Source organism: Burkholderia sp. Bp8998 (assembly GCF_003854235.1).
GTDB lineage: Bacteria > Pseudomonadota > Gammaproteobacteria > Burkholderiales > Burkholderiaceae > Burkholderia.
This window is the reverse complement of the sequence record NZ_QTQF01000009.1, coordinates 99,451-123,361: the sequence shown is the minus strand read 5'-3', so window position 1 is coordinate 123,361 and position 23,911 is coordinate 99,451. Positions and strand designations below refer to the sequence as shown.

General features: G+C 67.3%; 24 protein-coding genes and 1 pseudogene. 11 read left to right on the top strand and 14 right to left on the bottom strand.

The genetic code is table 11. The features are described from left to right. Positions 1–124 precede the first annotated feature (124 nt). On the top strand, positions 125–949 hold the full coding sequence (locus DIE06_RS12380) for a phosphate/phosphite/phosphonate ABC transporter substrate-binding protein (protein ID WP_124661665.1): 825 nt from the start codon (positions 125–127) through the stop codon (positions 947–949). Positions 950–989: 40 nt separating this feature from the next. Here DIE06_RS12380 and dbpA read toward each other — a convergent pair whose 3' ends face one another. The 5 genes from dbpA to DIE06_RS12355 all read right to left on the bottom strand — a co-directional run bounded on the left by dbpA (position 990) and on the right by DIE06_RS12355 (position 5,914). Then, positions 990–2,387 (bottom strand): ATP-dependent RNA helicase DbpA, encoded by a 1,398-nt coding sequence (gene dbpA / locus DIE06_RS12375; protein ID WP_124661664.1) that lies wholly within the window; start codon positions 2,385–2,387, stop codon positions 990–992. Continuing rightward, positions 2,384–2,581 carry a hypothetical protein gene (locus DIE06_RS12370; RefSeq protein WP_124612887.1) on the bottom strand — a complete coding sequence of 66 codons (198 nt, stop codon included), beginning with the start codon at positions 2,579–2,581 and terminating at the stop codon, positions 2,384–2,386. Before DIE06_RS12370 ends, dbpA begins: the two co-directional genes overlap by 4 nt. A gap of 261 nt (positions 2,582–2,842) precedes the next feature. After that, positions 2,843–4,504, bottom strand: a complete 1,662-nt coding sequence (mqo, locus tag DIE06_RS12365; protein ID WP_185733392.1) for a malate dehydrogenase (quinone) — start codon at positions 4,502–4,504, stop codon at positions 2,843–2,845. Between the two features lie 540 nt (positions 4,505–5,044). Continuing rightward, complete coding sequence (locus DIE06_RS12360; RefSeq protein ID WP_124661662.1) at positions 5,045–5,365, bottom strand: hypothetical protein; 321 nt, start codon at positions 5,363–5,365, stop codon at positions 5,045–5,047. A gap of 60 nt (positions 5,366–5,425) precedes the next feature. Then, on the bottom strand, positions 5,426–5,914 hold the full coding sequence (locus DIE06_RS12355) for an Lrp/AsnC family transcriptional regulator (RefSeq protein WP_057926304.1): 489 nt from the start codon (positions 5,912–5,914) through the stop codon (positions 5,426–5,428). Positions 5,915–6,039: 125 nt separating this feature from the next. Between DIE06_RS12355 and DIE06_RS12350 the strand changes: the two genes are divergently transcribed. Next, positions 6,040–7,077: a histone deacetylase family protein gene (locus DIE06_RS12350; protein WP_124661661.1), complete on the top strand. Its 1,038-nt coding sequence runs from the start codon at positions 6,040–6,042 to the stop codon at positions 7,075–7,077. Positions 7,078–7,148: 71 nt separating this feature from the next. Then, the gene (locus tag DIE06_RS12345) at positions 7,149–8,294 is read left to right on the top strand and encodes a branched-chain amino acid ABC transporter substrate-binding protein (RefSeq protein WP_124661660.1); all 1,146 of its coding nucleotides are present in this window, start codon (positions 7,149–7,151) and stop codon (positions 8,292–8,294) included. A gap of 55 nt (positions 8,295–8,349) precedes the next feature. Here DIE06_RS12345 and DIE06_RS12340 read toward each other — a convergent pair whose 3' ends face one another. After that, positions 8,350–9,225, bottom strand: coding sequence for a mechanosensitive ion channel family protein (locus DIE06_RS12340; protein WP_124661659.1), 876 nt, complete (start codon positions 9,223–9,225; stop codon positions 8,350–8,352). Between the two features lie 328 nt (positions 9,226–9,553). Here DIE06_RS12340 and DIE06_RS12335 point away from each other — a divergent pair, with 328 nt between their 5' ends. Continuing rightward, positions 9,554–10,924, top strand: coding sequence for a M23 family metallopeptidase (locus DIE06_RS12335; protein ID WP_124661658.1), 1,371 nt, complete (start codon positions 9,554–9,556; stop codon positions 10,922–10,924). 194 nt (positions 10,925–11,118) lie between these two features. Here the strand turns inward: DIE06_RS12335 and DIE06_RS12325 are convergent, their stop codons facing one another. From DIE06_RS12325 to DIE06_RS12315, 3 genes are all read right to left on the bottom strand, one after another. Continuing rightward, positions 11,119–11,853: a fucose-binding lectin II gene (locus tag DIE06_RS12325; RefSeq protein WP_124661657.1), complete on the bottom strand. Its 735-nt coding sequence runs from the start codon at positions 11,851–11,853 to the stop codon at positions 11,119–11,121. Between the two features lie 192 nt (positions 11,854–12,045). Further along, on the bottom strand, positions 12,046–12,864 hold the full coding sequence (locus DIE06_RS12320; RefSeq protein WP_124661656.1) for a fucose-binding lectin II: 819 nt from the start codon (positions 12,862–12,864) through the stop codon (positions 12,046–12,048). 127 nt (positions 12,865–12,991) lie between these two features. After that, positions 12,992–13,381 carry a fucose-binding lectin II gene (locus DIE06_RS12315; RefSeq protein ID WP_057926312.1) on the bottom strand — a complete coding sequence of 130 codons (390 nt, stop codon included), beginning with the start codon at positions 13,379–13,381 and terminating at the stop codon, positions 12,992–12,994. Positions 13,382–13,400: 19 nt separating this feature from the next. On the opposite strand from DIE06_RS12315, the gene DIE06_RS12310 reads away from it, so the two are divergent. Together DIE06_RS12310 and DIE06_RS12305 are read left to right on the top strand one after the other, a co-directional pair. Further along, positions 13,401–13,805 (top strand): hypothetical protein, encoded by a 405-nt coding sequence (locus tag DIE06_RS12310; protein ID WP_124661655.1) that lies wholly within the window; start codon positions 13,401–13,403, stop codon positions 13,803–13,805. Between the two features lie 250 nt (positions 13,806–14,055). Next, positions 14,056–14,460 (top strand): peptide ABC transporter ATPase, encoded by a 405-nt coding sequence (locus tag DIE06_RS12305; RefSeq protein WP_124661654.1) that lies wholly within the window; start codon positions 14,056–14,058, stop codon positions 14,458–14,460. A 123-nt stretch (positions 14,461–14,583) separates the two neighbouring features. On the opposite strand, the gene DIE06_RS12300 is transcribed toward DIE06_RS12305, so the two are convergent. From DIE06_RS12300 to DIE06_RS12285, 3 genes are all read right to left on the bottom strand, one after another. After that, positions 14,584–15,393 (bottom strand): TlpA disulfide reductase family protein, encoded by an 810-nt coding sequence (locus DIE06_RS12300; RefSeq protein WP_124661653.1) that lies wholly within the window; start codon positions 15,391–15,393, stop codon positions 14,584–14,586. Positions 15,394–15,561: 168 nt separating this feature from the next. Further along, complete coding sequence (locus DIE06_RS12295; protein WP_124661652.1) at positions 15,562–16,626, bottom strand: hypothetical protein; 1,065 nt, start codon at positions 16,624–16,626, stop codon at positions 15,562–15,564. A gap of 378 nt (positions 16,627–17,004) precedes the next feature. Then, positions 17,005–17,481, bottom strand: a complete 477-nt coding sequence (locus DIE06_RS12285) for a GNAT family N-acetyltransferase (RefSeq protein ID WP_124661651.1) — start codon at positions 17,479–17,481, stop codon at positions 17,005–17,007. Positions 17,482–17,612: 131 nt separating this feature from the next. Between DIE06_RS12285 and DIE06_RS12280 the strand changes: the two genes are divergently transcribed. Continuing rightward, the gene (locus DIE06_RS12280; protein WP_124661650.1) at positions 17,613–19,091 is read left to right on the top strand and encodes a PLP-dependent aminotransferase family protein; all 1,479 of its coding nucleotides are present in this window, start codon (positions 17,613–17,615) and stop codon (positions 19,089–19,091) included. Positions 19,092–19,386: 295 nt separating this feature from the next. Here DIE06_RS12280 and DIE06_RS12270 read toward each other — a convergent pair whose 3' ends face one another. After that, entirely contained in the window at positions 19,387–19,734 is a 348-nt protein-coding gene (locus tag DIE06_RS12270) for a hypothetical protein (protein ID WP_124661648.1), read from the bottom strand. Between the two features lie 260 nt (positions 19,735–19,994). On the opposite strand from DIE06_RS12270, the gene DIE06_RS12265 reads away from it, so the two are divergent. The 4 genes from DIE06_RS12265 (at position 19,995) to DIE06_RS12250 (ending at position 23,197) form a co-directional block, all read left to right on the top strand. Continuing rightward, complete coding sequence (locus DIE06_RS12265; RefSeq protein ID WP_059464945.1) at positions 19,995–20,294, top strand: helix-turn-helix transcriptional regulator; 300 nt, start codon at positions 19,995–19,997, stop codon at positions 20,292–20,294. Between the two features lie 20 nt (positions 20,295–20,314). After that, positions 20,315–21,667, top strand: a complete 1,353-nt coding sequence (locus DIE06_RS12260) for a pyridoxal-dependent decarboxylase (protein ID WP_124661647.1) — start codon at positions 20,315–20,317, stop codon at positions 21,665–21,667. A gap of 171 nt (positions 21,668–21,838) precedes the next feature. After that, positions 21,839–22,306, top strand: a complete 468-nt coding sequence (locus DIE06_RS12255) for a cupin domain-containing protein (RefSeq protein WP_059685155.1) — start codon at positions 21,839–21,841, stop codon at positions 22,304–22,306. 69 nt (positions 22,307–22,375) lie between these two features. Further along, positions 22,376–23,197: an SDR family NAD(P)-dependent oxidoreductase gene (locus DIE06_RS12250; protein WP_124661646.1), complete on the top strand. Its 822-nt coding sequence runs from the start codon at positions 22,376–22,378 to the stop codon at positions 23,195–23,197. A gap of 114 nt (positions 23,198–23,311) precedes the next feature. Here the strand turns inward: DIE06_RS12250 and surE are convergent. Further along, a pseudogene (gene surE, locus DIE06_RS12245) lies at positions 23,312–23,839 on the bottom strand (5'/3'-nucleotidase SurE); the annotation flags it as partial. Between the last annotated feature and the right edge of the window lie 72 nt (positions 23,840–23,911).

Sequence of the window (23,911 nt, the reverse complement as noted above, 5' to 3'; positions counted from 1 at the left end):
AATTCGCATTTGCTTATCGCTGTCCCGCCGATAAGCATTGACCGCCCCCGCCGTGCGCCGGACCCCGCCGAAGCGCAAGCGAACGGGCTTTCTCCAAGGCGCCACCGATGCGTAGAATGCCCGTATGAACCCATGGATCGCCGGACTGCCGATGTACAACGTGACGCCGCGCCACGCCGCACTGTGGCGCGCGCTGCTGCGTGATGCGCTCGACGCGTTCGCGCGTACCGGCGGGCCTGCCGGTGTCGCGCTGCTCGACGAGCCGTTCGGGGATCTGCACGCGCTGTGGCGGCGCGACGACCTGCTGCTGTCGCAGACGTGCGGTTATCCGTACCGGATGCTCGGATTGCGCGATGCCGTGCACTTGATTGCGACGCCGGCCTTCGATGCGCCCGGCTGCGACGGCGCCCGCTACAGCAGCGTGCTGGTCGTGTCGGCGCGCGTGCATGCGGGCGGCGCGACGACGCTGGCTGCCTGTCGCGGATTGCGGGCCGCATTCAACGGCGCGGATTCGCACAGCGGGATGAACGCGTTCCGGCATGCGGTCGCGCCGCATGCGCATGGCGGACGTTTCTTCGGTTCGGTCGTGTCGTTCGGCTCGCACCTGAACGTGCTGCGCGCGCTGGCGGCCGGCGAAGCCGATTGCGCGGCGATCGACTGCGTGACCTTCGCGTATGTGCGCGACGCGCTGCCCGAGTGGTTGAACGAGATCCGGATCATCGGCATGACGGCGTCGGCGCCGGGGTTGCCGCTGATTGCGTCGAAGGCGCTGGAAGGAGAGCGCGTAGAGGCGTTGCAGGATGCGCTCGATCACGCGGTCGCGGCCGATCCGGAACGGGCGCACGTCCTGCGGCTGAAGGGATTCGAGCGCCTGCCGCCGGGCGCATACGACACGATTGCCCGCTTCGCGCGGGACGCGGCCGCGCAAGGGTATCCCGAGCTGGCTTGATGTGGCGGCGCGGCTGCCATCACGGCCGCGCCGCTTGCGGTCACTCTTCGTCCATCAACCGGACCTTGACCCGCTTGCCCTTGATCTTCCCCGCATTGAGCTTGCGCAGCGCATCACGTGCGACGCCGCGCTCGATCGCGACATAGGTCGAGAACTCGGTCACGTTGATCTTGCCGATCTGCTTGCCGTCGAACCCTGCATCGCCGGTCAGCGCGCCGAGCACGTCGCCCGGGCGGATCTTGTCCTTGCGCCCGCCGAGGATCTGCAGCGTTTCCATCGGCGGCAGCAGCGTGTCGTTGCCGGCCGGCTTCAGTTCCGCGACCGGATGCCATTCGACGTCGCGCTTCTGCGCCTGCTCGATCGCGCCGACGCGACCCATCTCGTCCATGCTGGCGAGGCTCAGCGCCCAGCCTTCCTGGTCCGCGCGGCCGGTGCGGCCGATGCGGTGCACGTGCACTTCGGGGTCGGGCGTCACGTCGACGTTGATCACCGCCTCGAGCTGCGCGATGTCGAGCCCGCGCGCCGCGACGTCCGTCGCGACCAGCACCGAGCAGCTGCGGTTCGCGAACTGGATCAGCACCTGGTCGCGTTCGCGCTGTTCGAGCTCGCCGTGCAGCGCGAGCGCGTGGAAGCCCTGCGCGTGCAGCACATCGAGCAGGTCACGGCATTGCTGCTTGGTATTGCAGAATGCGATCGTGCTCACCGGCCGGTAGTGGTTCAGCAACTGGCCGACCGCGTGCAGCCGCTCGGTTTCCGTCACTTCGTAGAAGCGTTGGCGGATCTTGCTGTTATCGTGACGCTCCTCGAGCTTCACTTCCTTCGGGTTGCGCAGGAACTGCTGGCTCAGCTTCGCGATGCCGTCCGGATAGGTGGCCGAGAACAGCAGCGTCTGGCGCGTCGTCGGGCACATCCGCGCGACCTTCGCGATGTCGTCGAAGAAGCCCATGTCGAGCATCCGGTCGGCTTCGTCGAGCACGAGCGTGTTCAGCGCGTCGAGCTTCAGGTTGCCGCGGTCGAGGTGATCCATGATGCGGCCCGGCGTGCCGACGACGATATGCGCGCCGTGCTCGAGGCTCTGCGCCTGCGGGCGCATCGGCGTGCCGCCGCACAGCGTCAGCACCTTCACGTTTTCCTCGGCGCGCGCGAGGCGCCGCACTTCCTGCGCGACCTGGTCGGCGAGCTCGCGCGTCGGGCACAGGACCATCGCCTGCACGTCGAAGCGACGCGCGTCGAGGCGCGACAGCAGCGCGAGCGAGAACGCGGCGGTCTTGCCGCTGCCCGTCTTCGCCTGCGCGATCAGGTCGTGGCCGGCCAGCGCGATCGGCAGGCTCGCGGCCTGGATCGGCGTCATGTCGACGTAGCCGAGCTGCGCGAGGTTCGCGAGCGTGGCGGGCGTCAGCGACAGCGCGCTGAACGGCGTGGCGGTCGGTTGGCTCAAGAGAGGTCTCCGAGATAGGGGCGGCCTTCCATCTGTTCGTAGACGACCGTGCCTTCGTCGTCCTCGAAGCGTTCGAGATAGTTGCGCGCGCCGCACAGCGGGCAGCGGAACAGCAGCCCCTGGCCTTCGTCCTTGATGACGACGTCGGACGTCTCCCACTGCGTGCCGCAGCTCTGGTTTCGGCAAGTAAACACGGTCTTTCTCCAGCTGAATTCGGTTGATGGCGCGCCCGGCGGGCGCGGCAACGGCGTGCGGCGCTCGCGCGGCTCGGGCGCGGGCCGCACCGGCGGTCGCGTGGACCGCGTCGATGCGGATGGTGGATCGGGTGGCGACGGCGTCGCGCGTGCCCGCAATTCTAGCGGATGCGGGGGGCGGGCAGTGGGCGCCCTGTCCGCCATGAAAAACGGCCGCCCCGGAGGGCGGCCGTGCGAGGCGAGGAAACGGGGCCGGACGCGTTACAGCGCCATGTCGGCCGATGCCTTCGCGGGGCGCGCCGGGGCCGTGCCCGTCGCCGGCGACGGCGCATTCATGTCGATCTTCGGCGGCGGCGACAGCTGCAGCACGTCGCTCGTATAGGTCCATTCCTCGACGACCTTCGCCGGGCTGTCGTTCAGCTTCGTGCCGTAGCTCGGCACGATCTGGCGGATCTTCTGCTGCCATTCGGGCGTCGCGACCTTGTCCTTGAACACCTTCTGCATCAGGTTCAGCATGATCGGCGCGGCCGTCGATGCGCCCGGCGACGCGCCGAGCAGGCCCGCGATGCTGCCGTCCTGCGAACTGACGATCTCGGTGCCGAGCTTCAGCACGCCACCCTTCTTCGGGTCGCGCTTGATGATCTGCACGCGCTGGCCGGCCTGCCACAGGCGCCAGTCTTCCTTTTTCGCGTCCGGGAAATATTCCTTCAGCGCGTTGAAGCGGTCGTCGTCGGTCAGCATCAGCTGGCCGGCCAGGTACTCGACGAGCGGGAATTGGTCGACGCCCACGCGCATCATCGGCGCGACGTTGTGCAGGTTGGTGCTCTTCGCGAGGTCGAAGTACGAGCCGTTCTTCAGGAACTTGGTCGAGAACGTCGCGAACGGCCCGAACAGGATGATCTTCTTGCCGTCGATGATCCGCGTGTCGAGGTGCGGCACCGACATCGGCGGCGAGCCGACCGACGCCTTGCCGTACGCCTTCGCGAGGTGGCGCTTCACGACCTCGGGGTTGTCGGTCACGAGGAACGAGCCGCCGACCGGGAATGCGCCGTAGTCCTTCGCCTCGGGGATGCCCGACGCCTGCAGCAGGTGCAGCGCACCGCCGCCCGCGCCGATGAACACGAACTTCGCGTCGACGGCCTGCGGCGGTTCATCCGAATGCAGCTTGACCCACGACACGTGCCACGTGCCGTCCGCGTTGCGCGAGATCTCGCGCACTTCGCTCGACAGCGACAGCGTGAAGTTCGGCTGCGTCTTCAGGTAGCCGACGAACTGGCGCGTGATCTCGCCGAAATTCACGTCGGTACCGATCGGCGTCCACGTCGCCGCAACCTTCTGGCTGCGGTCGCGGCCTTCCATCATCAGCGGCACCCACTGCCTGATCTGGTCGTGGTCTTCCGAATACTGCATCCCGCGGAACAGCGGGCTCGCCTGCAGCGCGTCATAGCGCTTCTTCAGGAAGCGGACGTTGTCGTCGCCCCACACGAAGCTCATGTGCGGCGTCGAGTTGATGAACGCGTGCGGGTTCTTCAGCACGCCCTGCCTGACCTGCCAGGCCCAGAACTGGCGCGAGATCTGGAACGACTCGTTGATCTCGATCGCCTTCGAGATGTCGACCTTGCCGTCCGCCTTCTCCGGCGTGTAGTTCAGTTCGGCGAGCGCCGAGTGGCCGGTGCCCGCGTTGTTCCAGCCGTTCGAGCTTTCCAGCGCGACGCCGTCGAGGCGCTCGACCATCGTCATCGACCACTCGGGCTGAAGCTCGTGCAGCCACACGCCGAGCGTCGAGCTCATGATGCCGCCGCCCACCAGCAGGACGTCGATCTTCTTCGTATCGGCGGCATGCGCGGACGACGCCGCGACGCACAGCGCGAGCGCCGACAGTATTACCCGTAACGTTTTGATCACAGCAGATCCCTTTTTCAACTTGGATGCATCGGTTTGCCATGCCGCCCGGCCGACGCGGAATCGAAACCGGCTCGCGTATCCGGAGATCCGGACCGCGAATCCGGAATTCCGGACCGACCGCGTTCGCCGTTGCATTTGCGCACGCGAAGCCGTTGCGAAGGACACCTTCGGATCGGCTTCATGCGCCCGTGCAACCGCAGGCTTCCCGGTCGTGCGACGGGCGCGCAGGCCCTTGCTGCGGGCCTCGCCGGAAGGCGTTTCGGACCGCGTCGAAAGCGGCCGCGCGCAAGGCGTTCCGCGGGGGCGGGATGGCAAGGGGCGCGTAATATAACCGAACTCGATTGCCGTGTCGCACGCGCGGAATATCCTTGTTTTCGTGGGGTTTTTGCGTGTCCGGGTTTCCGGAATGACGGCGCGGGGAACGGGAAAAACGGCGGGGATCGGCGGGGCGAAATGCGCGCGACGGGCATGTCGCGCATCGCGCTTGCACTTCATCGAGCCGCGGCGTTGCACCGCGACCCGGTCACATCCCATCACATCACATCACATCACGTCACTTCACTGCGCTGCGCCGTTCCGGCAGAACTGCTCGTACCCCTGCGCCGAATTCGCGAAGCCACGCGTCTTCGCGAGTTCCCATGGACGCTCGCATTGCTGCGTGTGTTCACACCATGCGTAACCGGCCGAGCCGATGCAGCCATGCGCATCGCGATCGCCGCCGACCATCGGCGGCGCGGCCTGGGCGGTCTGTGCGCCCTGCGTGTCCTGCCCGGCGACATCGGGCGGGAGCGGGGCAGGCGGTTGCGTCGCGCACGCGCCCAACGCAAACGCAAGAGCGATCGTGGCGGCAAGCGACGCGGAAGGAATGAGATGTTTCATACGGTGGCGCTCCATGGGATGAAGGTCGACAGCGGATGCCCTGCGCGGGCGCATGAATGATCACGCATCCGGCACCGGCACGCGCGACGAGAACTTGACCTCGCGCAGCGCGAGGCTCGACTGGATCGACGACACGCCGGCCTGCTTGCGCAGCACGCGTTCGACGAATTCCGCATACGCGTCGAGATCGGTGGCGACGACCTGCAGGATGTAGTCGGCCGCGCCGGTGATCTTGTGGCACGACGTCACTTCGTCGTGGCGCCGCATCACGTCCTCGAAGTGATCCGAATCCTGGTCCGAATGCATGTTGAACGTGACCTGCACGAACGCGAACACGTTCATCCCGAGCGCGCGGCGGTCGAGGTTCGCCTGGTAGCCGGTGATCACGCCTTCGTCCTCGAGCCGCTTGCGCCGTCGCCAGCACGGCGTGACGCTCAGCGACAGCCGTTCGCCGAGCGTCGCGTTGGACAGCGCGCCATCTTCCTGCAGCAGCCGGAGCATCGCGCGGTCGACGCCGTCCAGTTCCACCGAAGCGCGATTTTTGCTCATTCCCGGGTCTCCGTAGGCGGTTTTCTCAAAATTGTATGAAACGAAGAGGTGAAAAGCAAAGTTATTGCCGGCCGGCCTCAATAGACTATTGCCACCCCTCACAGCCTTCACTGCAACGGTCAACCATGCTCACGGTCTACAGCAGCGATCACCATCTGCATCGCGGCGTCGAACTGAAGGACGGCGCGATCACCGAATCGTTCGAGAACCCCCTTCGCGCCGAAACGGTGCTCGCGCAGGTCCGCGCGGCCGGCCTCGGCGACGTGATCGCGCCGCGCGCGTTCGACCGCGCGAGCTATGCCGGCGCGCACAGCGCGCGCTACGTCGACTTCCTCGCCGGCGCGTGGGACGAATGGACCGCGACCGGCCGCACCTGCCAGGCGCTGCCGCTCGTGTGGCCGGTGCGCGCGATGCCGTCGGCGGCGACGCTGCCCGACTTCATCGACGGCAAGCTCGGCTTCTTCGCGATGGACGCCGGGGCGCCGATCAACGCCGGCACGTGGGACGCGGTGAGCGCGAGCGCGAACTCGGCGCTCACCGGCGCCGACCTGCTGTCGAACGGCGGCGCGCGCGCGGCGTTCGCGCTGTGCCGCCCACCCGGCCACCATGCGGGCCGCGAGTACATGGGCGGCTACTGCTACCTGAACAACGCGGCGATCGCCGCGCAGCACGGCATCGCGAGCGGTGCGTCGCGCGTCGCGGTGCTCGACGTCGACTTCCACCACGGCAACGGCACACAGGACATCTTCTACGAGCGGTCGGACGTGCTGTTCGCGTCGCTGCACGGCGAGCCGGCGGTGTCGTATCCGTACTTCTCCGGCTATGCCGACGAGCGCGGCGCGGGCGCGGGCGAAGGCTTCAACCTGAACCTGCCGCTGCCGAAGGGCACGCAGTGGGACACCTACTCGGCGGCGCTCGGCCAGGCCACCGCCGCGATCGCGAAGCACGCGCCCGACCTGCTCGTCGTGTCGCTCGGCGTCGACACGTTCGAGCACGACCCGATCAGCCATTTCAAGCTGCGCTCGCCCGACTACCTGCGGATCGGCGAAGCGCTCGCGCGCCTGGACCTGCCGACGCTGTTCGTGATGGAAGGCGGCTACATGGTCGACGAAATCGGTATCAACGCGGTGAACGTGCTGCTCGGCTTCGAGGGGCGCGCGTGACCGCATCGCTTTGCCTGCCATCAACGACGTTCCGGATCACGAACCAAGAGCGACAAAGGAAGGAGACGAACATGAAGCGACATCGGAAGAAGACGGCATGCGCGACCGCGGCGGCGCTGGCATGCGCATTGTCCGCGCTGTCCGCGCACGCGGACGAAGTCGTGCGCATCGGGCACGTCGCGCCGCTGACCGGCGCGATCGCGCACCTCGGCAAGGACAGCGAGAACGGTGCGCGGCTCGCGGTCGAGGAGATCAACGCGAAGGGGCTCGTGATCGGCGGCAAGAAGATCACGCTGCAGCTCGATGCGCAGGACGACGCGGGCGACCCGCGCACCGCGACGCAGGTCGCGCAGCGGCTCGTCGACGACAAGGTGGTCGGCGTCGTCGGCCATCACAACTCGGGTACGTCGATTCCGGCGTCGCGCGTCTATCGCGACGGCGGCGTCGTGCAGATCTCGCAGGCCGCGACCAATCCGATGTATACGCAGCAGGGCTTCAAGACCACTTATCGCGTGGTCGCGACCGATGCGCAGCAAGGGCCCGCGCTCGCGATGTACGCGGCGAAGCACATGGGCATCAGGACGGTGGCCGTGGTCGACGATTCGACCGCGTACGGCCAGGGGCTTGCGACCGAGTTCGAAAAGGCGGCGAAATCGGCCGGGATGAAGGTCATCTCGCGCGACGCGACCAACGACAAGGCGATCGACTTCCGCGCGATCCTCACGAAGATCAAGGGCGAGAACCCCGACGCGATCATGTATGGCGGAATGGACGCGACGGGCGGCCCGCTCGCGAAGCAGGCGCGCCAGCTCGGCCTGCGCGCGAAGATCCTCGCCGGCGACGGCGTGTGCTCGACCGATCTGCCGAAGCTCGCGGGCCCGGCATCGGACAACGTCGTGTGCTCGGAAGCCGGCATCGCGCTCGAGAAGATGCCGGGCGGCGCGGGGTTCGTGAAGCGCTACGAGGCGCGCTATCACCAGCCGATGCAGGTGTATGCGCCGTTCTCGTACGACGCGGTGACCATCATCGTCGACGCGATGAAGCGCGCGAACTCGACGGACCCGGCGAAAGTGCTGGCCGCGATGCCGGCGACCGACTATCGCGGCGTGATCGGCGAAACGAGCTTCACGCCGCAGGGCGACCTGAAGCACGGCGCGATCTCGGTGTTCACGTACAAGAGCGGCAAGAAGGCGCTGCTCGATATCGTCAGGATGTGACGAAGCCGGGGCGCGCGGCGCTGTGCGGCATGCGCGGTCGGGCGCCCCCGAAGTCTCACGACGCTTGTACGCGGCGCGGAGCGGCCCGGTGCTGCTGTTCGGCGTCGTGCACGATGTGCAGCTCGCGCGTGCGGATCGGCAGCGCGCAGTCGGCATCGGCGAGCGTCTTGCGCACCTGGCGCGCGAGGCGCCAGCGCATCGCCCAGAACTTGTCGGTGTGCGTCCACAGGCGCATGTTCGCGATCGCCGTGCTGTCGTCGAAGCGCATCACCATCACGTCCGGCGCCGGTTCCGTCAGCACGTCGGGGTCGGCTTCGGCCAGCGCGCGCAGCGCGTCGAGCGCACGATCGATGTCGTCGTGCACGGATACTTCCACTTCGAGATCGAGACGGCGCGTCGGATTGCGCGTGTAGTTGCGGATCGCGCTGCCCCACAACGCGCTGTTCGGTACGTATTCGCAGATGCCGTCCGGCTTCGTCAGCCGCGTCATGAACAGCCCGACCTCGTCCACCGTCCCCGCGACGCTCGAGCCGCCGTCGATGTAGTCGCCGACCTTGAACGGCCGCAGCAGCAACAGCATGATGCCGGCCGCGATGTTCTGCATCGTGCCCTGCAGCGCGAGCCCGATCGCGAGGCCGGCCGCGCCGAGCACCGCGACGATGCTCGCGGTTTCGATGCCCAGCTGTGACAGCGCGCCGACGATCGCGACGATGCGGATGCCCCATACGGCGACGTCGCAGAGGATCGGCCGCAGCGTATCGTCGACGCGCTCCTTGTTCGCGAGCAGCCGGCTCAGCCAGTTGCCGATGCGTTTCGACAGCCACCAGCCCGCGACGAGCAGCGCGAGGGCGGCGCAGAGCCTGAGTGAAAGCGTGGACAACGCGTTCCACAGGAACGTCCAGCGTTCCGGATGAAGATGATCGAGAAACATGACGGGATTCCGGGTTGAGGACGGAAGGCGCGACGGGCGGCGCACCCGCCGTGGTCGGGCGGGCATGCGCGCGGTCGCGGGCAGCCCTCGACTGTACACGGCGTGTGGCGGTTCGCGCGAACGCATGGGGGCGGATCTCGCGCGATTTCACGGCGAAATTTCGCTTTCGTTCGAGTACGAAGCCGTTATATGGACAAATCGGATTGATCCTATTCGGCGATGTTGATTGCGCCGATACACTCGCTGTCAGGTTCCCGGATCGCGACGATCTCTCGTCCGCAATATCCGGTTCTTTTCCAGTTTTTCATTGATAGCGAGTGACGACGCGATGCGGTTCGACCTGTGTTTACGTCTCGCACGCGAACAAGGTCGATCCGCGCAATGCGGCGCCCTCCGCTTCCCGATTCGCCGCGCGCTGCTGCGCGGTGTCGTTGCGGCGGCATGGCTTGCCGGCACGCAGGGCGCGATGGCGCTGGCATCCGCCGATGCCGAGCCGTCCACGCCCGTGGCGGTGCAAGCGGCCGACCTTGTCGACGTGCCTTTCTTCAATTCCGCCCGGACCCTCTGGGGCGGCTTGCTTGCATCGACGGTGGTGGCGGGCATCGCGCCGGAATCGCAGGCGGCGCGGGTGCGTGCGGAGACCTATCCCGGCATGTTCGTCGCGCGTGCCGGCGCCTGTGCGCCGTACGTTGTCCTTTGCGATGCGGCGCGGGGGGCGATCGAACGCGGGTACGCGGGACGTTTCGATTATGGTTTTGCATCGCTTCTGCCGGCAATCGGCACGCCGTCGGCATTCGCGCCACGTCATGCCGATCTGGCATCCGCCGAGCCGTTTACGCTCGCGGAGCAGGAGAGCGGCACGCGGGCCGGCGCGATCGATGGCAGCCTGCGCGCGTCGCTGGCGCGTGCCGAGTTGCCGGCCGGTGTCGCCGCGCAGGTCACGCGCATGCTTGCCGGCCGGCTCGACGTGACGCAGCAGGGCGCCGCGGGCGATAGCTTTCGCATCGCCTTCGAGCCGGACGGCGACGCATCGCTGCCGGATGGCCGGCGCGTGACGGCGCTCGATATCCGCTTTCGCGGCCAGCGCGTCGCGGCGGTGTGGTTTGCCGCGGAAGCGGGATCGTCGGGCGCCTACTACGATCTCGACGGCGGGCCGCTCGCCGGCGCGCGGTTCGCGATGCCGGTCAGCGCCACGCGAACCAGTTCGCGTTTCGGCACGCGCGTGCATCCGGTGAGCGGGGCGCGTCACGTGCATTCCGGCGTCGATCTCGCCGCGCCGACGGGCCGTGCGGTCCATGCGTCCGAGCACGGTGTCGTGTCGTTCGTCGGCACCGAGCCGGGCGGCTACGGCAAGTATGTGGTGGTGCGCCACGATGGCGGCTATGCATCGTATTACGCGCATCTGTCCGCGTTCGACCCGAAATTGCGTACCGGCATGCGGATCGCGCGCGGGCAGCGGGTCGGCGCGGTCGGGAGTACCGGCACGGCGACCGGCCCGCATCTGCACTTCGAGGTGCGGCGGAACAATCGCCCGATCGATCCGGTCGCGCTGGTGCGGGCGGCGAATGCGGCCGTGCTGAAGGGGCGCCAGCGCGTGGCGTTCGAGCGTGTGGCGCATGACGCGCGTGTGCGGCTGGCGGCGGCTTCGTGGCCGCCGACGGTGGCCATGGCGGAGCCTGTTGATTCGGATGCGAGCTGACCGCCGGCTCACTCGGCGTGCGTGTTCTATCGGCAGCCGGATGTCGAGCACGCCGGTACCGGCAACCGGATCGAAGTCCGCGCTGTACCGCTCGAACTCCGGTTGTATTCATCCGTATGGTTCGCGCGGTTGCTCTGAGGCAATGCAAATCGCCACGCCGGACGGCGTGGCGAAGATCGACAGGGTTCAGCTGCTTAGCCCAGCGGCCAGTTCAGGATCGCGATGCCGTCGTTGTAGTCGCCGTCCGTGCCGTCTTCCGACCCGACGAGCCCGAAGTAGGTCTTCTTGAAGATGTCGACCTGGCGCGAGCCGATCTTCGACGGCTTGCCGTTCGCCGTCACGACCACGCGCACCTTCCCCTTGCCCGAGTTCACGATCTGCGTGTTCAGGTTCGCGTCCTGCGTGCCGGCACCCTGGAACGTCGCGGCCGGTTTCGGATTGTCGTCGACATAGACTTCGATCGTCTGCGGCGCGGACGAATTGACCAGCGCCGTCACGCCGAACGCGATGTTCGGCGGCAGGTTGAAGATGCCGTCGCGTTCGCCGCCGCCGGTCGCCGTGGTATCCGGCTGGGTGGGTTGCGGCGTCGCCTTCGAGAAGTAATTGACGACCGCACCGACACCGAACTTCGCCGCAGCGCCAGGCAGCACGCCGGGCGCGCCGGCCCACGTCACCGTGCACGCGATCACCTGCCCCGCCGCATCGGCCTTCACCTTGTTCTGCCAGCTGCCGACGTCGAAGCTGTACGGGATCGTCGCGATGTCGACGAACACGTCGTACTGCGGCAGCTTTTCCACGAGCTGTGCGGTCATGAACTGACGCATCCGGTCGAGCACCGCCTGGTCGCCGTTCGCCTGTATGGCGGTTGCGTCGTTGCCGGCGAGTTGCAGCAGTGCGTACAGATCGTCATGGGTAAACGGTTGTGACATGTCGTCCTCGTCTCAATGGAATATCTCGCGTCGCGGCCGGTGAGCGGATCTCGCCGTTGTCGCGCGACGGAGCACTGCGTGGGACTGCAAGTGACTACTCGAATGAATCGATTCGCAATGTGTGGTCGGCCCCATTGCCATCGCGGGTTCGACAGCGGCGCGCACACCATGCCGCGCCGCGAATTGCCGGGTTCAGCCCAGCGGCCAGTTCAGGAACACGATGCCGTCGTTGTAGTCGTCGTCGGTGCCGTCTTCCGAGCCGACGATCCCGAAGTACGACTTCTTGAAAAGATCGACCTGTCGCGAGCCGATCCGCGATGGCTTGCCGTTCGCCGTCACGATCACGCGTACATGTCCCTTGCCGGAGTCGAGCACCTTTGTGCCGAGGTTCTGGTCCTGCACGCCCGCGCCCTTGAACGTAGCCGCCGGTTTCGGGTTGTCGTCGATGTAGATGTCGATCGTCTGGTCGTTCGCCGCGTTGGTGAGGGCAGTCACGCCGAACTTGATGTTCGGCGGCAGGTTGAACGTGCCGTCGCGTTCACCGCCGCCGCCGATGTTGCCGGCACCGCCGCCGCTTTCGGTGCCCTGATTCCCGCCGCCTTGCGACGACGATTGCGCGGCCGTGTCGCCGATCGCGGAAATGCTCGCGTACGAATCGATATGCATCGCGCTGCCGCGCACGCTTTTCCACTGGCCTTTCACGAACGTGACGCCGCTGCCGGCGTCGATCGTCGCGACGAGCGTGAACGGCATGCGCCCGGTGCTTTCGGGCACCTTCGACGAATAGGTGAAGCAACCGTCCGCGACGACGCCCTTATCGGTCGCGATCGCGAAATAGATGCCGGGGAAGTTGTTGCCGGTCGCGTACGGCGTCGGCACGTTGAGAATGACCTGCAGTTTCCCGTCGCGAATCTCTGCCTTGGCGATGTCGATATGCAGGCCGGGGATGTCGACGTACGTCTCGGACGTGACGACGGGCGCGCTGTTGATCGAAGCCGAAAGAAGCGGCATGGAAGTCTCCGTTGTTAACGCGGTTTTGGATTGGGGTGCTGCGTAAGTGGCCGCTTGGTGGGCGCGAACCGCCGGCCGGCCCAAAGGCGGGAGGCCAGCGGCGGTCGGTCGCCAGTCGCGCGTCAGCTCAGCCGATCGGCCACTGCAGCACGACGATGCCGTCGTTGTAGTCGCTGTCGTGACCGTCTTCCGACACGACGATCCCGAAGTTGACCGTGAACGGCGAGCCGTCCGACTTCTTGCCGTTGATCGGCGCGAGGCGCGCGTCGGTGGCCGACGTCTTGCCGTTCACCGTCACTTCGAAGCGGAGCTTGCCGTTGCCGGAATTCAGCGTGGCTTCGCGCGGGCCGTCGCGCGTGGTCAGCTTGTGATAGGCGGCCGGTTCCTTGCTGTCGCCGATGAACAGCTTGATGTGCTGTTGCTCGGCGGCATTCGCGAAGAAAATCGCACGGAAGTCGGTGTTCGGCGGAATCGAAAACTCGCCGGCGCGATTCGAGGACGTTTGAGAGTCGGCCATGCTTTCCTCCTGGAGGTCAATGAATAAGGCACTTCACCGTGTCGCGCGAACGCTTGCCGTTTCAAACACGGTTCAGCCAGCATGGCGAAAAATAAATAAGAAAATATTCGGCCGGGAATGGAAATTGTTCGGAAAATCGGAAACGGAAATAGTCCGATTTAATGATGAACATTTAATGGAGTGCGGTTCGATATATCTGCGAAATTATATCGGCGCGTGTCATGATTTTTTGAATAATGGACGGGTGCGCAGGCGGGGCGGGCGGGAGGATCCGGCTTCGGTGCAGACGCTCGGCGTTCGCATATGGCAGCGTGTTGTTTCAACATCGTCTTTCTCTGTGGCCGCGCCCACCGGCCACCACCGAACGCCCACGCCGAAGCCGGATCACAACGGAGGGGTGTGCGGCGCCGGCGAAGCTCAATGACCGGCTCACTCCGAACTTGAACAGGGCACTACACCGGCACCGCACCCGACGAAGCATATCGGTTTGCTGCCGCGACGCCTATCGGACAAGGCTGATTTTTGCCTGCGATATTGCGGTGCGCCGGCCTGATACACCTGACAGGCGATTAATTTCGAGATTGGCAGTATCGTGCAAGGAGCGCGCGCGCTCGATATTCGGCGGCTTTTTTCATTTAATCGGCCCGTTGCCGGGCCCTCACGAGGACAGTGCGATGACGAAACCCGATAGTCTGAAAGGCGACATCAAGGGGCAGGCCCAGGAAGCAGACCGTCACAATCTGGCGCGACCCGCCGTGAACGGCGCGTTGTGGGCACGCGGCCTGACGACGCAGCGCGTGGCCGACCTGTTCAGGACCCTGCCCGGCCTCCCGGGGCACTGGATGCAGCTGCAGAACGAAGTCAACGCCGGGAACCGCTATTTCTATGGTGTCCAGAACGGTCACCAGACCACCGACGAAGGGAAGGAACTGATCCGCTGGATTGCCGATGCGGTGGTCAACGCCGCGCAGAAGGCCGGATTCGATTTCCCGTTGCAGCAGCTTCGGTTTACGGCCGATACGGGGTGGTTGAAGCTTCAGCGCGTGTCGGGGCGGGTGATGGTGCTGTCGAGGCCGTAAGCGTGGCGGGCGGTTGTCGAAGAGTCGGCGTGTCGGCGTGTCGTCGGTCGAGTCGGTCGCGGCAGCGAGAACGCGCGCTGCCATCGACGATCGATCATGGCCTTGGGCAGGCTGCCGATCGCGTCACTGACCGAAGCGCTGCGCCACCGCATCCTTCAACCGCGCGGCGGTGATCTCGCCCATGTGCGATTCGACGAGTTCGCCTTTCGCATTGAAGAACAGTGTCGTGGGCAGCCCGCGCGATCCGTACGCATGCATCGCGTGCAGCGACGGATCGAGCAGCACGTTATCGAAACGCAGCCCTTGCTGTTCGAGGAACGCGCGTACCGCTTGCGCATTTTCCCCCTGGTTGAGCATCAGCACCGTGATGCCGGGATGATCGCGCTGCGCCTGTTCCAGGATCGGCATCTCGCGCCGGCAAGGCGCGCACCATGTCGCCCACAGGTTCACGACGGCCGGCTTGCCGGCAAAGCGTTGCGGCAACACGGGCGTCGCATCGAGCGCCTGGAGCTGCATCGCGGCGAGCGGCGGCGCGGTGCGCTGCAGGGTCGCGAGCGTGCCTTGCGCAACGCCCCATGCCGCGAGACCCGCGATGATGCCGGCTGCCACCGGGCGGCGCAGCGCGGGGCGGCGACGCAGCCTCCACACGGCGAACACGAGCGCGGCGGCGACGCCGATGCGCCAGTCGAAGCCGCCGTCGCCGAGTGCAATGATGGCGCGCGGCGCCGTCGCGTAGTCGCGCCACCATTGCGCGACATAGCCGATACGTGCGGCGACGAGCCCGAGCAGCAGCACGTCGAGGATCAGGCTCGACGCGGTCTTGTGCTGGCCATCCGGCGGGCGGCGCTGGATGAAACGGGCGACGAGCCACGCCAACAGCGCCGCGGCGGCTACCGCGACGACGCGGATCGAGAAGGGACCGATGCTCAACATGGGAAGAATAGGGTGCGAGGTAGGGTGGATCGACTGGTGAAGGCGACGCCGCTGCCGGTCATGCAGCGTTTCGACCCTACGCGATCCACGCGGGTTCCCGTTACGACCGCGCGACAGGCGTCGTTGCGCGCATGCCGGGCGCCGGCATTCAGGACGACGTCGCTTTCATCAAAGCGTCCCGAAGGATCGAGACGACCGGCGATTCCGCGTATTCGGCAATGACTGCCTGTTTCCACCTGAGCCGGAAGGCACATCGCCGAGCCGGTACGCGGTGAAGAACGCGTACCACGGCGAACCTTGGCCGACCGGCACGCCGAGTGCCGATGTCCGCTGCTTCAATGCCGTGAACACGTCGTGGATGCGCATGGTTTGCGCGGCATCGCTGAACGGACGCGGCTTCGCCCTGCCGGCCGCGAACGCGCCATAGGCGATCGCGAGCAGGCGCGCGGTGTCGTCGATCGAGAAGATCGACCCGTTGATCGCTTCGACGAAGCGCGGCCGGTCTTCTTCACGCGATGCGGCGATGCACTGAAACACGATCGCCGACACTTCGTGCAGGTCGTTCGCGCGCAGCAATGCCGGCAATCGCGCGACGATCCGGTCGGCCGGCTCGTCATGCAACGCGGCACCGAAGTCGAGTACGGCGGCCATCGGATTGCCGTCCTGCTTCACGCGATCGAGCGCCGAAGCCGGCGCGGTGGCCGCCGCTTGCGAGACGTCGCCCGGCGCGGCGCGCAGCACGTCCGCGACCTGCTGCTGCCACTCGGGAAAGATCATCCGCACGTTGCCGAACTGCTCGCCGCCTTGCGCGGCCGGATTCCACCGATAGACGATCGTGCCGCCCTGAATGAACGGCGAATACAGGTGCTCGGGCGTTTGCGGCAGCGGCCGCCGGTTGATCGGCAGCCACGCGAGCGTCAGCCAGTCGTAGCGGCCGGTGGCGGGCACCGACGGGCTGGAACTCGCGACGACCTGCCAGGTGCCGCGGTTCGCATAGCGCCGGCGCGCGTCGGGCACTGCGACGGTTTGCTGTTTCGCGGTATCGAAGTAGGTATTGCCGGTCACGTTTTCGCCGCTGTCCGGGGCCGGCGTGATGGTGGCGATGACCCACGATGCACCGTCGGCCGAACGATAGTCGGACGGCTGCAGTGTGGCGACGTCGTGCACCATCCGCGTTTCGGCGGCGATCGGGCTCGGCGGCAGATGGGCGGGACCGGCGACGATACTCGGCATGGACGTTCCTCGGAATCGGGGGCGTATCGGCACGCGCACCGAACGCGAACGATATGCGGCGGCGCATGTCGTCTCTCGTCACTGTAGAACGCCGTCGCGGGAAAAGGAAACCGGATGCGGCGGCTTCAAGCCGCGCAGCGTGCTCACCGCCGCTTCGGCTCACCCCAACCATGCGCATCCTGGGCCAGCATGACGAACACCGATCGGGAGCAACATGATCGACACCAAAGCCATTACGGAGCGCTGGACGGACGCACGTCGTCGACCAATGATCGACTGGGCCGACCGTGCCGGGCCACGATGCCTTCTGGAAGCATCGCGAGCGGTTGGCGGCATACCTCGGTCGCGGCACCGGCCGCGCACTGGAGATCGGCTGCGTCAGCGCGACAAGACCTTCCGATAGATCACGAACCCGGTTTTTTCCGCGACGGTGTCGTAGAGCCGCATCGCCGTGTGATTCGTCTCATGCGTCTGCCAGTACACGCGTTCGGCGCGCTGCGCCTGCGCGGCGTCGTACACGGCTTCGATCATTGCGCGGCCCACGCCCTTGCCGCGTTCGCTCTCGAGCGTGAAGAGATCCTGCAGATAGCAGGTCGGCCCGACCAGCGTCGTGCTGCGGTGATACAGGAAATGCACGAGCCCGACGAGCCGGCCGTCGCGTTCCGCGACACGCGCATGCACGGGCTCGTAGCCGTCGAAGAAGCGCGACCACGTGAGTTGCGTGATCTCGCGGGGCAGCGCGGTGTCGCCGAAGCGGCCGTAGAAGCGGTTGTAGCCGTCCCACAGCGGCAGCCAGCCGTCGAAATCGTCTTCGCGCACGGGGCGTACGGTCAGGCCGGTGTCGGTAGCGTTCATGGTCCGGAACCTCTCGAGGATGGATGGAATGAAGCGTTGCCGGCGCGGCCGGAAGCGGGAGCAGACCACTACGATAGAAGGTTCGTGGCACCATGTATAGACCCATGACATCCCCACATTCTGGAGCCACGATGGATTACGCGGTGCTGCTGTCGACCTTCGAGCGCGAAGCGGGGCCGCATGCGGCCACGCGGATGTCGCAGCAGCAGCGGCTGTACGTGTGCCTGCGCGACGCGATCCTGAGCGGCCGAATTGCCGAAGGTGCGCGGCTCGCTGCGTCGCGCACGCTCGCCGACGAACTCGGCATCGCACGCAATTCGGTGCTGTACGCGTACGAGCGGCTCGCGTCGGAAGGCTTCGTGACCGGCACGCGGCAGGGCACGGTGGTCGCCCGGATGGGCTTGCGCGGGTCGCGGGTCGCCGCTGCGGCGCCCGCTGGCGATACCGCGGTGCTGTCGCGGCGCGTCGCGCAGGCCGAGCGCGCGACGAGCGGCGTCGACGAATCGCTGCCGTTCATGCCGGGCGTGCCGGCCGTCGACGAATTTCCGCTCGCGCAGTGGCGGCGCTGTGTAGAACGCGCATGGCGCACGGCGGGGCCGGCACAGCTCGGCTATCAGCCGGCGGAGGGCGATGCGGTGCTGCGCGACGCGATCGCCGGCTATCTGCGCGCGTCACGCGGCGTGCGCTGCGACGCCGCGCAGGTGATCGTCACCGACGGCACGCAGGGGGCGCTCGACCTGTGCGCCCGCGCGCTGGCCGACGCGGGCGATGTCGCATGGATCGAGAACCCGGGCTACCACGGCGCGCGCAACGCGTTTCTCGCGGCCGACCTGCGCGTCGAACCGATCGGCGTCGATGCGCAGGGGCTCGCGCCGCATGCTGACGACTGGCGCGATCGGCCGCCGAAGCTCGTCTACATCACGCCGTCGCACCAATATCCGCTCGGCGCGGTGATGAGCCTCGAACGGCGGCTCGCGCTCGTCGCGCAGGCGCGCGCGGCCGGCGCATGGATCGTCGAGGACGACTACGACAGCGAGTTCCGGCACCACGGCACGCCGCACGCGGCCGTGCAGGGGCTCGCCGACGACGCGCCGGTGATCTACCTCGGCACCTTCAGCAAGGTGATGTTTCCGGCGTTGCGGCTCGGCTTCATGGTCGTGCCGCCCGCGCTTGCGCAGCCGCTGCGCGACGCGGCGGGCGCGCTGATGCTGCAGGGCCGCGCGGTCGAGCAGCGCGCGCTCGCGGATTTCATCGACGCCGGACATTTCACGCGGCATCTGCGGCGCATGCGCCGCGTCTATGCCGAGCGCCGCGATGCGTTGCACGACGCGCTGGCGCGGCGGCTGCGCACGCGGCTGACGGTGTCGGGCGGCGCGGGCGGCATGCATCTGTCCGCGCGGCTCGACGTGCCGGTGGCCGACACGGAGCTGAGCCGCGTCGCGCAGGCGCACGGGCTGATCCTGCGGCCGCTGTCGTCGTTCTGCATGCCGGGCACCGCGCACGGCTACAACGGGCTCGTGCTCGGCTACGGCGGCGTGCCGGCCGAGCGGATGGACGCGCTCGCGCGCCGGATCGGCGAGATGATCGACCGCGTGCTGGCCGCGCGGTGACGGCCGTCGCGCCGCATCGTGGTCGCGTCGGGGCGTGCCTGTCCGCTGGCAGCCTTACCCGGGCATCGGCGGATTGAGTCGCGCGAACGCGTCCTGCCGGCGATACGGGAAATGCGGATACGGCGCGTCGACCTGCAGCCGCGGCGCGTGCGGGCGCTGATCGAACGGCTGGCGGAGGCGCTGGCAGGGGCGTGACCGGCAGTCGGAAACCGTCTTGCCGGACAGACGGCATCGCGACGGGGGGCCCGCCACCGGGAAGCAGGCGGCGCGCCGATCGACGCGGCTGTCGGCCGGGTTATCGCTTCTTCGTGAAACGCGCACCCTTCATCGTGAATTCAGCGTCATAGTCCTTGTAGAGCGCGAGGACGACCGTCAGTCCGATCACGGCGATGAAGAAGATGGTGGCCGCCTCCATGCCCGTCAGCGTGGCGATGGGGAGGAACCCGACCGTCGACATGCCGCCGGTCGGAATGGCCGCGACTGCGACGGCACCGAGCGCCGCCAGGGCAACCGGGCCCAACGTCATGATCGTGCGGGTCTTTTTGAGCTTGTCCGCCAGTTCGCCGGTCACGAGAAACTCGGCGACCCCGGACTTTTGGGCATGCTTCAGTTCGTCGACGGTGGTGATGATGACAGGTTCCATGCAGGTGCTTGCCTTCACGAATGAGTGGAAGAGGGATCGACGGGACCGCATCGAGCCGACGGCTTCGACGACCGTGCCGGGTCCGTCCCGATGCGTGATCGCCTGCTACAACGGCATGGACGCGGGAAACTTTAGCCGGTGACCGGACGCGCGCGACTGGCCGGTGAACCCGGGCGCACGTGATGGCCGGATTGCGTTCGGCCGGTTGCTGACATTTCGTCATTTGGCTAATATTCAAAACGTCAAACGAGGCCGAACCCATGGACGACGTCACCCGCATCAGCGCACTGGCCAACGAAAGCCGTCTGGCCGTGATGCGCTGGCTCAAGCAGCCGCGCAAGCATTTCCCGCCGCAGCCGCACGGCGATTTCGACGAACTCGGCGTGTGCTGCACCTACATCACCGAGAAGCTCGGCATCGCGCCGGCGACGACCACGCGCCACATGCGCATCCTCGCGGATGCCGGGCTCGTGCAGGCGACGCGCGTTGGCAAGTTCACGTACTACAAGCGGATCGACGATGCGCTGCATCAGTTGGGCCGCGATCTCCTGCAACTCTGATCTTCACAGAGGCAATCGACATGGATGAACTCGCCCTGCTGGCCGACGCCGACCGGCGCGCGCAAGCGTATCTCGCCGCGACCAATGAACGGCGCGCCTATCCCGACGCGGCCGCGCTCGCCGGTCTTGCTGCCTTCGACGAGCCGCTGCCCGATACGGGCCGCCCGGCCGACGACGTACTGCGCCTGCTCGACGAGCGCGGCACGCCCGCGACCGTCGCATCGAACGGCCCGAACTACTTCGGCTTCGTGATCGGCGCGACGCTGCCGGCCGCGGCGGCGGCCGAGCGGCTGATGCTCGCGTGGGACCAGTGCGCGTCGTCGTTCGCGAATTCGCCGGTGGCCGCGACGATCGAGCGGCAGGCCGCGCGCTGGGTCGTCGACGTGCTCGGGCTACCGGAGGACAGCGCGGTCGGCTTCGGCACGAGCGCGACGGCCTGCACGCTGGTCGCGCTGGTCGCCGCGCGGCGTGCGCTGCTCGCGCGCAAGGGCTGGAACGTCGACGAGGAAGGCCTGATCGGTGCGCCCGAGGTGAAGGTCGTGCTCTCCGAGCTCGCGCACATCACGGTGAAGAAGACGCTGCGCGTGCTCGGCTTCGGGATGAAGCGCCTGATCGTCGCGCCGGTCGATCCGCACGGCCGCATCGACCCCGCGCAATTGCCGCCGCTCGACGACCTGACGATCCTCTGCGTGCAGGCCGGCGAAGTGAACACCGGCGAATTCGATCCGTTCGCGGCACTGATTCCGCGCGCGAAGGCCGCCGGTGCGTGGGTGCACGTGGACGGTGCATTCGGGCTGTGGGCGCGTGCGTCGTCGAAGCGCGCGCTGACCGATGGCATCGACGGCGCCGACAGCTGGACCACCGACGGCCACAAGTGGCTCAACACGCCATACGACGGCGCGATGGTGATCTGCCGTGACGCGGCCGCGCTGGCGACCGCGATGAACAGCGATGCCGTCTACCTGAGCGGCGCGCAGGATGCGCAGAAGAACCTGAACCTCGAGTTCTCGCGGCGTGCGCGCGGCATACCGGTGTGGGCCGCGCTTCGCGCGCTCGGCCGCGCCGGCGTGGCGACGATGGTCGAGCGGCATTGCGCACAGGCACAGCGCGTCGCGGACGGCCTGCGCGCGGCCGGCTACGACGTGCTGAACCGCGTGGTGCTGAACCAGGTGCTCGTGCGCGCCGGCACCGACGACGAGACGATCGCGATCCTTCAGGCCGCGCAGGATTCGGGCGACGTATGGTTCGGGCAGACCGTGTGGCAGGGGCGGCCGGCGTTCCGGATCAGCGTGTCGTCGTGGCGCACCGAGGACGAGCACATCGACCGTCTCGTCGCGTTGCTGACGAAGCTGCGCGGCATGCGCGTGGGCTGAGCGCCGACGAGGTGCTCGGCCGGCAACGCTTCATCCGCCGGTGCGAGGCGTGCCGGCGTGCGCGCAGGCCTTTCTCGTCTGCATGAAAATGTCGGACAATAGCGCGGCATGCACGCCGTACCGTGCCCGGGCGGCGCGTTCAACCGCTGCATTCACGCTGACGAGATCCCCATGTCCACGACACCTCCCCGGGAACTGCTGAAAGCCGCCGACATCGCGAAGATGGAACCGACACGCGCGGTGCATTCGCTCAATCCCAATGCCGTTCGCCTCAAAAGGCAGCTCAGCGACCTGACCGGCCTCACGCAGATCGGCGCGCACCTGCTCACGCTGATGCCCGGTCACGAATCGGCCGAATATCACCGTCATCTGTACGAGGAAGAATGCGTGTACGTGCTGTCCGGCACCGGCACGGCCACGATCGGTGAACGCACGTGCGAGATCGGGCCGGGCGATTTTCTCGGCTTTCCGCGTGGCGGCGACGCACACACGCTGCAGAATACCGGCGACGTGCCGCTGGAACTGTTCATCCTCGGCCAGCGCCTCGAACACGACGTCTGCGAATACCCGAGAATCGGCAAGCGGCTTTACATCGCCGGCGAGCTCGAGGATTTCGTCGAGCTGCCGAAACGGCCGTAGACGGCACGCATCCGCATCGGCCGTCGTCATGCTTATGATGCGGGAACGCCACCGACAGGATTCCACGCCATGGACACGCCGCATCCGCCGATGAATGCCCCGATTTCCGAAACGGAACCTGAAACCGAAACCATCGCCGAGCCGCGCGCGTCGCGCGTGCATCGGCCTGTCGCGCTCGTCACCGGATCGACGTCGGGGATCGGCGCGGCCATCGCGCGACGCCTGGCGGCGGACGGCTACGCGGTGATCCTGCATTCGCGCAACTCCGCCGACACGGGGCGCGCGATGGCGCGCGAGCTCGGCGCGGCCTACGTGCAGGCCGATCTCGCCGACGATGCGGAACGCGTACGGCTGATCCGTGACGCGCTCGCCGTGCACGGCCGCCTCGACGTGCTCGTCAACAATGCAGGCGTCAGCCGCGTGATTCCGCACGACGATCTCGCCGCCGCGACACCCGACGTGTGGCGCGAGATGCACGAGATCAACGTGATCGCACCGTTCCGGCTCGTCGCCGAAGCGCAGCCGGCGCTGCTCGAGGCGGCGTCGAGCGGGCGCGCCGGTTGCGTCGTCAACGTCAGCTCGCATGCGGGCGTGCGGCCGAAGGGCGCGTCGATTCCGTATGCGGCGGCGAAGGCCGCGCTCAATCACACGACGCGCTTGCTCGCACGCACGCTCGCGCCGGCGATTCGCGTCAATGCGGTCGCGCCGGGGCTCGTCGATACGCCGCTGACCGCCGAATGGACCGACGCGCAGCAGCTGTGGCGCGAGCGCGCGCCGATGCGCCGCGCGGCGACGCCGGACGACGTCGCGCAGACGGTCGCGATGCTCGTCGCGTCGGATTACGTGACAGGCGAGATCGTGATGCTCGACGGGGGATTGAACCTGACGTGACCGCGGACGGTTGATGCGGTCGGTGCGGTGAGGCGGCGCGGCTGCCTTGTGCCGGGGCATGCGCGCCGGCAGGCGAAGCCGCCTGCCGGTTTCGCGACGGGCCGATTGCGCCGCTCAGCCGAGGCTCGACCGCAGTCGCGCGAGCGCATGGTCGTGCGTGCGCTCGAACTTCAGCGGCGTGACCGCGATATGGCCTTCGCCGAGCGCGACCGTTTCCGAATCCGCATCGTCGTCGCGCGGTGCGCGCGCCAGCTTCAGCCAGTGGTACTCGATGTCGCGCGGATCGCGCCCCGACACGATGTCGACGCCTTGCAGCGTGCCGGCGCCCTGGTTCGTCACCTTCAGGCCGCGCACGTCGTCGGCCGGCCGCGCCGGGAAATTCACGTTGAGGCACGCGTCGCTGTCCCAGCCGGCCGAGACGAGCCGGCGAATCACGTCCGGAGCGTGCGTGCGCGCCGTATTCCACGGCACCGCGTTGCGGTCGCTGAACGCCTGGCTCAGCGCGATCGCCGGCACGCCGACCAGCATGCTCGTCATCGCGGCGCCGACCGTGCCGGAAAACACCGTTTCGGTGCCTAGGTTCGCGCCGCGATTCACGCCGGACAGCACGAAGTCGGGCCGTGCATCTTTCATCAGTTGCGCCGAGAAACCTCGCCATTTCCCCCAAGGGGACTTCCTTCGGGGCGCATGGCGGGGAGGAAAGGAGTGCTGTTG

Coding starts and splice junctions, on each gene's coding strand:
- DIE06_RS12380 (WP_124661665.1), top strand. CDS start 125: ATGAACCCATGGATCGCCGGACTGCCGATGTACAACGTGACGCCGCGC.
- DIE06_RS12360 (WP_124661662.1), bottom strand. CDS start 5,365: ATGAAACATCTCATTCCTTCCGCGTCGCTTGCCGCCACGATCGCTCTT.
- DIE06_RS12355 (WP_057926304.1), bottom strand. CDS start 5,914: ATGAGCAAAAATCGCGCTTCGGTGGAACTGGACGGCGTCGACCGCGCG.
- DIE06_RS12350 (WP_124661661.1), top strand. CDS start 6,040: ATGCTCACGGTCTACAGCAGCGATCACCATCTGCATCGCGGCGTCGAA.
- DIE06_RS12345 (WP_124661660.1), top strand. CDS start 7,149: ATGAAGCGACATCGGAAGAAGACGGCATGCGCGACCGCGGCGGCGCTG.
- DIE06_RS12340 (WP_124661659.1), bottom strand. CDS start 9,225: ATGTTTCTCGATCATCTTCATCCGGAACGCTGGACGTTCCTGTGGAAC.
- DIE06_RS12335 (WP_124661658.1), top strand. CDS start 9,554: ATGCGGTTCGACCTGTGTTTACGTCTCGCACGCGAACAAGGTCGATCC.
- DIE06_RS12325 (WP_124661657.1), bottom strand. CDS start 11,853: ATGTCACAACCGTTTACCCATGACGATCTGTACGCACTGCTGCAACTC.
- DIE06_RS12320 (WP_124661656.1), bottom strand. CDS start 12,864: ATGCCGCTTCTTTCGGCTTCGATCAACAGCGCGCCCGTCGTCACGTCC.
- DIE06_RS12315 (WP_057926312.1), bottom strand. CDS start 13,381: ATGGCCGACTCTCAAACGTCCTCGAATCGCGCCGGCGAGTTTTCGATT.
- DIE06_RS12310 (WP_124661655.1), top strand. CDS start 13,401: ATGAATAAGGCACTTCACCGTGTCGCGCGAACGCTTGCCGTTTCAAAC.
- DIE06_RS12305 (WP_124661654.1), top strand. CDS start 14,056: ATGACGAAACCCGATAGTCTGAAAGGCGACATCAAGGGGCAGGCCCAG.
- DIE06_RS12300 (WP_124661653.1), bottom strand. CDS start 15,393: ATGTTGAGCATCGGTCCCTTCTCGATCCGCGTCGTCGCGGTAGCCGCC.
- DIE06_RS12295 (WP_124661652.1), bottom strand. CDS start 16,626: ATGCCGAGTATCGTCGCCGGTCCCGCCCATCTGCCGCCGAGCCCGATC.
- DIE06_RS12285 (WP_124661651.1), bottom strand. CDS start 17,481: ATGAACGCTACCGACACCGGCCTGACCGTACGCCCCGTGCGCGAAGAC.
- DIE06_RS12280 (WP_124661650.1), top strand. CDS start 17,613: ATGGATTACGCGGTGCTGCTGTCGACCTTCGAGCGCGAAGCGGGGCCG.
- DIE06_RS12270 (WP_124661648.1), bottom strand. CDS start 19,734: ATGGAACCTGTCATCATCACCACCGTCGACGAACTGAAGCATGCCCAA.
- DIE06_RS12265 (WP_059464945.1), top strand. CDS start 19,995: ATGGACGACGTCACCCGCATCAGCGCACTGGCCAACGAAAGCCGTCTG.
- DIE06_RS12260 (WP_124661647.1), top strand. CDS start 20,315: ATGGATGAACTCGCCCTGCTGGCCGACGCCGACCGGCGCGCGCAAGCG.
- DIE06_RS12255 (WP_059685155.1), top strand. CDS start 21,839: ATGTCCACGACACCTCCCCGGGAACTGCTGAAAGCCGCCGACATCGCG.
- DIE06_RS12250 (WP_124661646.1), top strand. CDS start 22,376: ATGGACACGCCGCATCCGCCGATGAATGCCCCGATTTCCGAAACGGAA.